The 11,581-nt window shown below is 68.2% G+C and carries 7 protein-coding genes; 4 read left to right on the plus strand and 3 right to left on the minus strand.

All coding sequences use genetic code 11. From position 1 onward, the window contains the following. The first annotated feature begins 86 nt into the window (after positions 1-86). Positions 87-1,592: a subtype B tannase gene (locus tag RAN62_RS15580; RefSeq protein ID WP_305785356.1), complete on the plus strand. Its 1,506-nt coding sequence runs from the start codon at positions 87-89 to the stop codon at positions 1,590-1,592. Between the two features lie 5 nt (positions 1,593-1,597). Here the strand turns inward: RAN62_RS15580 and RAN62_RS15585 are convergent, their stop codons facing one another. The 3 genes from RAN62_RS15585 to RAN62_RS15595 form a co-directional block, all read right to left on the minus strand. Then, the gene (locus RAN62_RS15585; protein WP_305785754.1) at positions 1,598-3,967 is read right to left on the minus strand and encodes a phosphoketolase family protein; all 2,370 of its coding nucleotides are present in this window, start codon (positions 3,965-3,967) and stop codon (positions 1,598-1,600) included. A 150-nt stretch (positions 3,968-4,117) separates the two neighbouring features. Further along, positions 4,118-7,096, minus strand: coding sequence for a COR domain-containing protein (locus tag RAN62_RS15590; protein WP_305785357.1), 2,979 nt, complete (start codon positions 7,094-7,096; stop codon positions 4,118-4,120). A 690-nt stretch (positions 7,097-7,786) separates the two neighbouring features. Further along, positions 7,787-8,983, minus strand: a complete 1,197-nt coding sequence (locus RAN62_RS15595; protein ID WP_305785358.1) for a hypothetical protein — start codon at positions 8,981-8,983, stop codon at positions 7,787-7,789. Between the two features lie 91 nt (positions 8,984-9,074). On the opposite strand from RAN62_RS15595, the gene RAN62_RS15600 reads away from it, so the two are divergent. From RAN62_RS15600 to gap, 3 genes are all read left to right on the plus strand, one after another. Further along, positions 9,075-9,536 (plus strand): PNPOx family protein, encoded by a 462-nt coding sequence (locus tag RAN62_RS15600; RefSeq protein WP_305785359.1) that lies wholly within the window; start codon positions 9,075-9,077, stop codon positions 9,534-9,536. Positions 9,537-9,540: 4 nt separating this feature from the next. Next, positions 9,541-10,494, plus strand: a complete 954-nt coding sequence (locus RAN62_RS15605; RefSeq protein WP_305785360.1) for a GlxA family transcriptional regulator — start codon at positions 9,541-9,543, stop codon at positions 10,492-10,494. A gap of 63 nt (positions 10,495-10,557) precedes the next feature. Then, on the plus strand, positions 10,558-11,553 hold the full coding sequence (gap, locus tag RAN62_RS15610; protein WP_305785361.1) for a type I glyceraldehyde-3-phosphate dehydrogenase: 996 nt from the start codon (positions 10,558-10,560) through the stop codon (positions 11,551-11,553). Positions 11,554-11,581: the final 28 nt, after the last annotated feature.

Consider the following 11,581-nt stretch of genomic DNA (forward strand, 5'->3'; position numbering starts at 1 on the left):
CCGGGGCGATTATCGGTGAAGCTCCGGCCACCGCGACGGGGATGGGATAGACCGGTTCCCGGACACCCACGGGGATCGGAGTGAGCGTGAAACGCAGGACAGTGCTGACCGGCCTGGCCGCGGCGGCCGGCGCGGCGGCGGGGCTCGGCCTCCCGGCGACAGCCCGCGCGGCCGGCCCGGCCCCCTTCGACCTCGACGCGTACGAGGTCCGCGAGACGACCGTCGCGGGTGACCGGGTCGTGCGGTACCACTTCTGGCGGGCCGTCCCGTACGTGGCCTCCCCGGTCGACGTCGTCCACCAGAGCCTGAACATCAGCGTGCCGGTCAAGATCGACGGCCGGGCCGTGGACGCGAAGCAGGCGCCCATCCTGCTCGCCAACGCCGTCGCCGGCTACCTCCCCTCCTCGGTCGCCGACGCCACCGGCATCGGCGGCGGCGCCACGAGCACCCCGCCGGCCGACCCCGACGAGGTTCCCGAGCCCGAGCCCGAGCCGGACCAGCCGGGCGAGGCGGGACCGGCCGAGCTCGCCCTCGCCGCGGGCTACGTCGTCGTGGAGGCCGGCGTCCGCGGCCGCACCCTCGTGGACGACGCCGGCACTTTTTACGGCACGGCGCCGGCCGCGATCGTCGACCTCAAGGCGGCAGTGCGGTACCTGCGCGCGAACAAGGGCCGCGTCCCCGGCGACACCGACAAGATCGTCGCCACCGGGGTGAGCGCGGGCGGCGCCCTGGCGGCCCTGCTCGCGGCGTCCGGGGACAGCCCGCTCTACGAGCCGTACCTGCGCCGGCTGGGCGCCGCCCCGGCGAGCGACGCGGTGTTCGCGGCCGGGGCCTGGTCGCCGGTGACCGATCTCGAGCACGCGGATCTCGCGTACGAGTGGTGCTGGGGTGACCTGCCCACCGAGACCGGCGAGACGGTCGATCCCGACATCACTCAGGACCTGCGCATGGGCTTCGCCGACTATCTGTCGGAGCTGGGCCTGCAGGGGCGGGACGGCTTCGGGCCGCTGACCGCCGCCACCTACGACGACTATCTGCTGCGCGCCTATCTGCGCCCGGCCGCGACCGCGTACGTGAACGCCCTGCCCGAGGGCGACCGGCCGGCCGCCCTCGACGCGAGCCCGCTGCTCGCCGATCCGGCGTTCACCTGGTCCGCCTTCCAGCAGCACGTGGGCTCGCGGCGGAAGGGCGCGCCCGCTTTCGACGCGCTCGACCTGTCCACACCCGAGAACAACCTCTTCGGTACGGGCACCATCCCCGCGCGCCACTTCACCACCTACAGCCTGCGCCGCGCGACCGCCAACGAGTACGCCCGCCTGGACGCCGACGTGGACGCCAAGCTGGCCCTCATGAACCCGATGCCGTTCCTCACCGCCCGCCACCCCGCCCGCGCCCGCCACTGGTGGCTCCGCACCGGCACCCGGGACACGGAGACCTCGCTGACCACCCTGACCAGCCTCGCGACCGCCGCCGAGAACGCCGGGGACGACGTGGACGCCGAGCTCGTCTGGGACGCGGGCCACGGCGCCGGCGCGGACGCCCCGGCCTTCCTCGACTGGATGGCGGGCATCACCGGCCACCCGCTGCGCTGACCGTCCTACTCGGCCCAGTCGCCGAGGGTCCAGTCGCGCACCTCCGGCATGTCCTCGAGGTGCTCGACGACGTACGTCTCGTGCCGCGCGAGCTGGGCCTCGCACCACGCCTTGAGCTCGGTCGCGCCGCGGGGCAGCCGCTTGGCGTTGTTGATCGCGTCCATGACCAGGTGATAGCGGGACGCCTTGTTGCGCACGGTCATGTCGAACGGCGTCGTGGTGGTGCCCTGCTCGATGAAGCCGCGCACGCGGAAGCGGTCGGCGTCGGGGCGCCCGTGGACGAGCTGGTGGATCGCCCCCGGGTAGCCGTGGAAGGAGAACACGACGTCGACCGTGTCGGTGAAGAGCTCGGTGAACATCGTGGAGCTCATGCCGTGCGGGTGGTCCTTCGGGCGTACGAGGGTCATGAGGTCGACCACGTTGACGACCCGGACCCGCAGGCCGGGCAGCTTGTCCCGCAGGATCCGGGCCGCCGCGACCGTCTCCATCGTCACGACGTCGCCCGCGCAGGCCAGCACGATGTCGGGGTCGCTGGTGCCGTCGTCGGTGCCCGCCCAGTCCCAGATCCCGGCGCCGCGCGCGCAGTGCTCGACAGCCTCGTCCATCGTCAGCCACTGCAGCTGCGGCTGCTTGTCGATGACGATCAGATTGAGGTACGAGCGGGACCGGAAGCAGTGGTCGGCCACCGACAGCAGCGTGTTCGCGTCCGGCGGCAGGTAGACGCGGGCCACGTCGCCGCGCTGGGTGAGCGCGACCTGGATGAGCCCCGGCCCCTGGTGCGAGAAGCCGTTGTGGTCGTTGCGCCACGCCGTGGAGGTGAGCAGGATGTTGAGGCTGGGCACCTTGGCCCGCCACGGCAGGCGCGCTGCCTCCTGCAGCCACTTGCCGTGCTGCACGGTCTGTGAGGCGCTGACCATGGCGAAGGCCTCGTAGGTGGCGAACATGCCGTGCCGGCCGGTCAGCGTGTAGCCCTCCAGCCAGCCGTGACAGTTGTGCTCGCTCAGCACCTCCATGACCCGTCCGTCGCGGCCGATCCGCACGTCGGCGTCCTCGACCCGCTCCATGAAGCCGCGGTCGGAAGCCTCGAAGACCGCGCCCAGCCGGTTGCTGTTCGTCTCGTCGGGGCAGAACAGCCGGAACGTGTCCGGGTTGCGCCGGTAGATGTCGCGCATGAACTCGCCGAGCCGCCGGGTGCTCTCCGCGCGCTCCTCGGCCGGGCTCTTGACCTCGACCGCGTAGTCCCGGAAGTCCGGCAGGTCGAGATCGCGGGTCAGCCGGCCGCCGTTGGCGTGCGGGCTGGCGCTCATCCGCAGGTCGCCCTCGGGAGCGGCGGTGACGATCGGCTCGACGGGCCGTCCCGCCGCGTCGAAGAGTTCCTCCGGGCGATAGGACCGCAGCCACTTCTCCAGGATCGCCAGGTGCTCCGGGTTGTCCCGCACCCCCGACAGCGGCACCTGATGCGAGCGCCACGTGCCCGTCACTTGGACGCCGTCGACCTCGTCGGGACCGGTCCAGCCCTTGGGCGAGCGCAGGACGATCAAGGGCCATTGCGGGCGTACGCCGTCCCAGTCGCCGTTGCGTGCGGTGTCCTGGATCGCGCGGATCCTGTTCCACGCCCGGGCCAGGGCCTCGGCGAAGCGATGATGCATCCCGGGCAGGTCCGCGCCCCCGACCTCGATGACGTCGTAGCCGTGGCCGCGCAGGAGGGCGCGTACCTCCTCGGGATCCTTGCGGGCCAGCACGGTCGGGCCGGCGATCTTCGCCCCGTTGAGGTGCAGGATCGGCAGCACGGCGCCGTCGCGGGCCGGATTGAGGAAGGAGACACCCTTCCACGAGCCCTCCAGCGGCCCGGTCTCGGCCTCGCCGTCGCCGACGACCGCGATCGCGAGCAGATCCGGGTTGTCCATGACGGCCCCGAACGCGTGCACGAGCACATAACCCAGCTCACCGCCCTCGTGAATCGATCCGGGCGTGGTGACGGACACGTGGCTCGGAATGCCGCCGGGCGCGGAGAACTGCCGGAACAGCGTCGTGAGCCCGGCCTCGTCCTGCCCGACGTGCGGGTAGACCTCGGAGTACGTACCCTCCAGATAGCCGGCGGCGACGAGCGCGGGCCCGCCGTGACCGGGCCCGGCCAGATAGATCGCCTGCTGCCCGGTCTCCCGGATCAGCCGCGACACGTGCGCATAGACGAAGGCCAGCCCCGGGCTGGTCCCCCAGTGCCCGAGCAGCCGCGGCTTGATGTCCCCGGCCGTCAGCGGCCGCCGGAGCAGGGCATTGTCCCGCAGATAGATCTGCCCGATCGTCAGATAATTGGCGGCGCGCCACCAGGTGTCCAGCTGCGCGACCTCCGCCTCGTCCAGCGTGGTCCTCATCTGCGTGTCGACGGTCACGGTCGGTCCCCTCGGCTCTCGGGTGGGTCCCCCCGACCGTACGGGCCCGGGCCCGTCCGGGGCAGGGACCAAAGTCCCCCGTCAGTTACACCGCCATCCCAATGGCCATCGAGGGTGTGACCGCTTGAACTGTCACTCCTCCGTTCGCTTTTGCCCTGCTCTCTCCTCGACCGTGGCCTCCGACCTCCCGTGAGTCGACCCCGAACGTTGTCTGATAAGGGACGTCGCCGTTGGCTCGGCTTCCGCGAAGTCGCCTTCTAGAACCGGCAAGCCGGGATCATATAGCGGGTAGTGCGAGGAACAAACCCACAGCAAATCTCCTGCCGCCGAATGGACCCTCCGTAAGCCACCGAATGACTGCTGAGGATCGATAAGGAACAACTGACGACGAAAAGCTCGGAGGCTCTCCCCCTCCGCCACAGAAAGTGATGTACGCGCTGGCAGCAACGCTGCCTTGTCGCCTTCCTCCACTGCAGGCGGAAGCTCCTTGAGCACACCACTCATCCCAGCAATCTCCGTCTGCGCGAAGCCAGAGTCGACAGACACCAACCCGGTGTCCACAACGGTCCCAGAAAGAGCTCCAATCAGCCGCAGAGAGCGCAGAACAACTGACGCGTACGGTTTTACCGCCGACCACCACTGGCGATCCACCGGAAAGTCGTAGTGATGGTCTACCGGATGCCACTCTCCCGGGTGCTCACACCAAAGGGTGAGTCGCACAGGCATCTGCCCCACCCTCATGACAGATTTTATGGTCCGCTTGCCTTCCCGCAGAGAAAATATCCGCGGGCAATCGGTCACCTCTGTGCCGACCGCCTTCAGGACCCGGCGGACCGAGTTGGCGGAGTCCGCGGCGAGTGCCTCGACCCGACTGACCCCTCCTGATACCTCCACAAGCTGCTCTTGCAATCGTTCGAACTCCTCCTGTCGCGGTGCGCCCGTATTCGCAAAGCCAGTCAGCAAGGCGGCCACGTCGTGGTCCTGCACGCAATCCTGACAAGGAAATAAGGTCCCGCCTCGTTGGCGATACCGGAGCAACGCGTCCAAGCGAAATTGTCCGTTGCAGGGCGATCCGGCCGAAGTCCGAGTCGGACATGGCACAGAGAGCCGATAGTTAAGACCTGGCCAGCGGGAACGCACCAAATCTTCGACACTGTCCCGCAGGACATTGAAGAAAAGGTCTGGAGATGGTGCACGAACGTCTATATGTAGCCGACGCTCGTTACGTAGCTCAATCAATGCCTCGGAGCTGTAGGCCGCGACGGGATGCCGCAGAAGGACTCCAGTACGCCACTGATGTCCGGTCGCCGCGCGGTGATGGCGCACCGTCAGCCATGCGACGAGCCCAGGCGCCGGCTCGCTCAGCTCGCAAACCAAGGAAAGCGACCTCAGTCCTTCCGGTAGGGGCGAGGTTCGCGTCCACGAAAGCTGGGGCCGGTCGGCAGGAACCAACTGAGCCACCAGACTCCTCTGCTGATCGACCTCATCAAGGCGATACGAGACGTCGAACTTCTCCATGAGCCTAAGGAAGTAAGGATGATGCCGCCGTTCGTACGACTGCTTCCCGGCCTCGTTGTCCAGCCAGATATCTTTGAGCCGACGGTGGTCCAGGACCCCGCCGGATTCACGAGTCGTCGCGTCTTCGAGCACGTAACCGATGGCCTTGGTCAACCACTCGGGATTGAGAACAACAATGTCTTTCAAACCTTCGTCGTCACCATAGTAGATGATCTGTCCGAGATCGTGCAGGAGTTCGGCGAACGTTACGATCTCGAAGCCACCTAGACCCCGCAGGGCACAGATCTTCGAAAATTCATCATAAGATATCTGGGGTGCTGTTTTCGCCAGTCGCAGCACGTCGTTTCGCGCGTCGATCCAACGACCACTCAGCAACTGTCCCACCTGCGGAAGATTTGCCGCCTCTGCGGTGATAGTGCTACGCAACTGCGGGATTCCAGTCCCTGACTGATTATCTACGGCAATGTTCCCCTGGAGCATCCCGGGAAATTCTTCTCGCAACGCCGGGTAATTTATCTCCGGTCGCCTTTCATCGCCATGGGTGGCGACTAGAAGAGTAGGCGCCTGCGAACCGACACGCAGACGGATCCGGCGCAGCCAGCCTTCCACCTCGTTCTGCTCGACGCCTTCCCTCGGATTCCAGACGACCAGGTACAAAGCCCGGTCACTGAAGAAAAATTGATGTGTCACACGGTAGACTTCTTGCCCGCCGAAATCCCAGGCGCGCAGCGTGAGCGGAGCAGGTAGATCTGATTTCACAAATTTGAGTGTGTGAATTTCAATTCCGTGAGTGGTGGGACGATTGACCACAAAAGGCTCATTCAACAGGGCCGACACCAGTGAACTTTTTCCCACATTACCCTCACCTACGAGCAACACTTTCGCCTCATACATAGGGTATGCGTCACCCAGGCTCTCCAGGTAAGTAGCGAGTGCTGCCGCGCCGCGGGAGACAAGACCCTGATAGGTGACCGGCAGCGGAGTGTCCACAATGCGCACCTGCAACGCTGCCCGGAGCAGCGGAGCCAAGCGGCGTGGCAAGTCCTGAATCTGCGAGTAGCTCAGATTAAGCAGTTGCAGGTTCGCTAGGTCTCCGACACTTGATGGCAGCTGCCTGATGCTGCTATGTGCGAGGTTCAAAGTCTGCAAAGATCGCACAAATCCGATCTCGTCCGGAAGGGAGTCGAATCCGGAGCTTTCCAAGGACAGTGAGCGCAAAGCCGGCATCTCGCATACTACCGCTGGCAAACTTTGAAATTTTTGCTTTCCGCTCAGATCTAGGCTCGTGAGGTGCTTGAGATCCGCTAGTTCGGACGGGAGGCTTCTCAACTCGTTGTAATCAAGCCGGAGTTCTTCCAGGCTGGAAAGTTCTCCGATCCACGACGGCAGTTCGCTCAGCCGATTTCCTTGTAAATGCAAAACTTTGAGGCGCCTCATACGGCGCACTTCAGCCGGAATCTCCTTGATATCAGTGTAGGCGAGGTCCAGAGAGAACGCCGCATCCGCGAATGCGGACTTGAGGCCGTCCAATCCTTTGATCCAGGATAGGGCCGTGGGAGAGGCGGGAATGCTATCGCTCGAGTTGTGCGTCAAGATCGACCTTTCTCTGCGCCGTGAGCTGATAATACCGAGTGATGCAAAGAGCGGCACCTAGCATCGGCACCATGACGAGGTGCCCCTGACAGGGAGACGCGGCAGAAACGTTCAGTCCACCGCACACTCGCGCAGGAAAGATCGACCTTCGCAGTCACCGTGACAACTCCGGCCAGGCGGCGCTGGGCAATTGTCCGGAGCTGCCCTTCCAGGAGTTCTATCTGTATCGGAACGCGAACTTGAGTGACTGATCCGAGCACTGGCCCGGCAACGGCCCGGCCGCGCTGGACCCGGCTGTCCTCGGCCGCCTGCACCCCGGCGGCAGTGAGCTGCGCGATGCCATGTCTGGCGCCTGGGCGCGCGCACGCGCCAACGATGCCGAGTACCGGCAGCAGCGGCCGCCGTTGCAGGTGACCGGCGGGTGGTGGTGCTGCTGCTGCTGCTGCTCGACGATCAGCCCATCACCGGCACCACCGTGTGCTCGGCGGCGCGTTTCCTGCAGGGCTCGAAGCCGAGCCGCCTGATCGCGGCCGCGCCCGCCCCGGCCCGCGCCATGCTTGCCCACTGCGCCGACGACATCGTTCGGCGACGCGCCCGGGCGACGCTCGCCGCCCCGACCCCCGGGACGCCCCGGGCAGCCTGGCCGGGGCGTCCAGCAGCCAGGGCGGCCTCCCGTGATGGTCCGGCGGCTCAGGCTCCGGTGGTGAACTGGAAGAGGTTCTGCACGACCGCCGCCAGTCGGCCGCCGGCATAGTCGAGGGCGGCACCGATCGCGCCGTCGCCCAGCCCCTGGTGGCCGAGGACATGGAGGGTGTCGTCGGCGGTGCCCATCCAGAGGGCGCCCTCTTCCGTGCCGGCGAACCAGCACGGTCCGCCGGAGTAGCGCCCCCATTTCACATCGAAGTTGAAGGACTGGATCTCGGCCGGGTCGATGATCAGGTTGACGCGGTCGCGCAGGGTCAGGGCGCCGGTGGCCGGGTCGACCGTGAAGTACCACAGGTTCGCGTCGTCGGCGCCGACCGAACAGTTCGCGACCAGCAGCTTGGTGCCGAGTACCGACACGCTGTTGATGCCCCGCTGCGCCGACGGGTTGAAGACGGTCTGGGACAGGACCGTGCCGGAGGGAACTCGGACTACGGAGACGTACCCGTCATCGGAGCCGGCCACGACGGTGGTGCCGGGTCCCGCTGCGACGAGCGGGGTGAGCCCGTAGATCGTGTGCGAGCCCCACGGGTTGACCGGCGCCGGATTGCGTACGTCGATGGTCGTGGCGAGCCGCAGCGTCCCGGCCCGGGCATCGTGCGACCACAGCGAGAGGAAGCCGGAGCTGTGACCCACCACCAGCGTCGGCGCGAGCCAGGCGCCGCTCGTGGCCGCCCCGAGCGCCGGGTCGTAGGGCACCGTGGCCCGCAGCCGCAGCTCCGTCCAGCTGCCGCCGGTGGCGCGCCAGAGCAGCAGGGAGCGGTCGTCGTTCGAGGTGGCGAGCGCGTCGCGGCCCAGCTTGGTGACCATCTGGACGCCTTGGCCGGCCGGGTTGTTCACCGCCTCGGTGATCATCGGCCCGGTGAAGGGCGCGGTCTCGAAGTCGAACACGCTCATCGTGCCGTCCCACCGGCCGACCACGAAATGCTCGGCGTCGAGCCAGCGGACGACCTGCGCATAGTTGTAGGTGGTGGCCAGCTGCGTGAGCGGCAACTCTTGTCGCGCGGTGCCCGCCTGCAGCGCCTGCCGCGACCGGATCGACGGCGGTACGGGCGGCTCCCCGCCGTGGCTCGGCAGACGGGCCGCCGCGGGATGTCCGCCCGCGGCTCCCGGGAACAGAGCGAGGGCACCCGCACCCGCCAGCAACGACCGCCGGTCGACTCGTGCACGCTTCTGGGAATCCACAACGGCTCCTCCTTCCAGAAAAAGAACCGGGGAAGGAAACGGTAGCCCGTCCGTGGCTTGTTCTCTGTGGACGGAGGCGGAGAATGCGGGAATGAGTGACGAGGAGCGGCCACGGCCCATGGTGCTGCAGCCCGTGGCCAATGTGCTCGTGCGGGGACTGCTGAGCACCCCGGGCGTCGCGCGCGGCATCGGGAAGCGGCTCATCACGCTGTACGTGGTCGGGCGCAAATCCGGGAAACGCTACACCGTGCCGGTCGCCTACACCCCGTACGAGGGAATGCTCTTGATCGGCACGCCCTTCGCCTGGGGGCGGAACGTGCGGCCGGGGCAGCCGCTGGAGGTGCGTCATCTAGGGCGGAAGCGGGTCGCCGACGTCGAGGTGGTGAGCGACGAGGCGGGGGTCGTGCGCGACTATGCGGTGATCGCGCGGGCCAACAAGAACTTCGCCGGGTTCAACAAGATCGGTTTCGACGAGGCGGGCGAGCCGCGGGCGGCGGACCTGCACCGGGCGTGGACCTTCGGCGCCCGCGTGCTGCGGCTGACCTTACGCTGAGGCGGTGCCGCCCGACCGCCTGCATCGCGTCGCCGTCCTCGTGCTCGAGGGCGCGAAGCCGCTCGACGTCGGCATCCCGGCTCAGGTGTTCACCACGCGCGCCAGCATGCCGTACGAGGTCCGCGTCTGCGGCGCCGCGCCGGGCCCCGTGACGGGCGGTGACGGCCTGTCCTACCACGTGGCGCACGGGCTGGACGCGCTCGACTGGGCGGACATCGTGTTCCTGCCCGGATATCGCTTCCCCGATCGGGAGGACCCGCCGCCGGCCGTGGTGGACGCCTTGCGGGCGGCGCACGACCGGGGCACCCGCCTGGCGGCGATCTCCACGGGCGCCTTCGCGCTCGCGGCGACCGGGCTCCTCGACGGGCGGCGCGCCACGACACACTGGCACTACACGCGGGCGTTGCAAGCAAAGCATCCGCTGGTACGGGTGGACGAGAACGTCCTGTTCGTCGACGAAGGCCGGGTGCTCACGTCGGCCGGCGCCGCCTCGGGCATCGACTTGTGTCTGCACATCCTGCGCGGCGACCTGGGCGTGGCGGCCTCCAACCATGCGGCGCGGCGGCTCGTCGCGGCCCCGTACCGCAGCGGTGGCCAGGCCCAGTACGTGCCGCGCAGCGTGCCGGAGCCGCTGGGTGAGCGCTTCGCGGCGACCCGCGAGTGGGCGCTGCACCGCCTCGGCAAGCCGCTGACGCTGGAGATGCTCGCCGAGCACGCGGCGGTCTCCGCCCGGACCTTCTCGCGGCGCTTCGCCGAGGACACCGGCTACACCCCGATGCAGTGGATCCTGCGCGCCCGCGTCGACATGGCCCGCGAGCTGCTCGAACGCTCCGAGCGCAGCATCGAGCAGATCGCCGCCGACGTGGGGCTGGGCACCGGCGCCAACCTGCGGCTGCACTTCCAGCGGGTGCTCGGCACGACCCCGAGCCAGTACCGCCGCACCTTCAAGCTGGCGTGATCCTTGCGAACCGTGGCGCTCGCGCCGCTGTCCGCCCGGCCCGCCGGCCCGCAGGCTGGTGACATGACTCGCATCGCCGTCAACGGATTCGGCCGGATCGGGCGCAACGTCCTGCGGGCCCTGCTCGACCGGGACAGCAAGCTCGACCTCGTCGCCGTCAACGATCTCATGGACATCACCACGATGGCGCGCCTGCTCGCCTTCGACTCCACCGCGGGCCGCCTCGGCCGCCCGGTGTCGGTGGACGGGGACACCCTCGTGGTGGACGGGCGCCGCATCAAGGTGCCGGCCGAGCGCGACCCCGCCGACCTGCCCTGGTCCGAGCTGGGTGTCGACATCGTCCTCGAGGCCACCGGCCGCTTCACCGCCGCGAAGGCCGCCCGCGCGCACCTCACCGCCGGCGCCCGCCAAGTGCTGGTCGGCGCCCCGTCCGACGGCGCCGACGTGACGATCGCGCCCGGCATCAACACCGAGGCCTACGATCCGTCCGCCCACACGATCATTTCCAACGCCTCCTGTACGACCAACGCCCTCGCGCCCCTCGCCAAGGTCCTCGACGACCTCGCCGGCATCGAGCACGCGTTCATGACGACGGTGCACGCCTACACCCAGGAGCAGAACCTCCAGGACGGCCCGCACCGGGACCCGCGCCGCGCCCGGGCCGCCGGCGTCAACATCGTCCCGACCACCACGGGCGCCGCCAAGGCAATCGGCCTCGTCCTGCCCGCGCTGGCCGGCAAGCTCTCCGGCGACTCGATCCGCGTCCCGGTCCCGGTCGGCTCGATCGTCGAGCTCAACGCCACGGTCGCCCGCGAGGTGACCCGCGACGACGTCCTGGCCGCCTACCGGGCCGCCGCCGACGGTCCCCTGGCGGGCATCCTCGAGTACTCCGACGATCCGCTGGTCTCCTCCGACATCACCGGCAACCCGGCCTCGTCCATCTTCGACTCCCTCCTGACCCGCGCCGACGGCCGCCACGTCAAGGTGGTCGCCTGGTACGACAACGAGTGGGGCTTCTCGAACCGCGTCGTCGACACCCTGGAACTCCTCGCGGCATAACCACTTCCGAGGTACGCCGTCCCGCCCG

The sequence above is a fragment of the Symbioplanes lichenis genome, from assembly GCF_030709675.1.
In the GTDB taxonomy this organism is placed as follows: domain Bacteria; phylum Actinomycetota; class Actinomycetes; order Mycobacteriales; family Micromonosporaceae; genus Actinoplanes; species Actinoplanes lichenis.

Coding starts and splice junctions, on each gene's coding strand:
- RAN62_RS15585 (WP_305785754.1), bottom strand. CDS start 3,967: ATGAGGACCACGCTGGACGAGGCGGAGGTCGCGCAGCTGGACACCTGG.
- RAN62_RS15600 (WP_305785359.1), top strand. CDS start 9,075: ATGAGTGACGAGGAGCGGCCACGGCCCATGGTGCTGCAGCCCGTGGCC.
- gap (WP_305785361.1), top strand. CDS start 10,558: ATGACTCGCATCGCCGTCAACGGATTCGGCCGGATCGGGCGCAACGTC.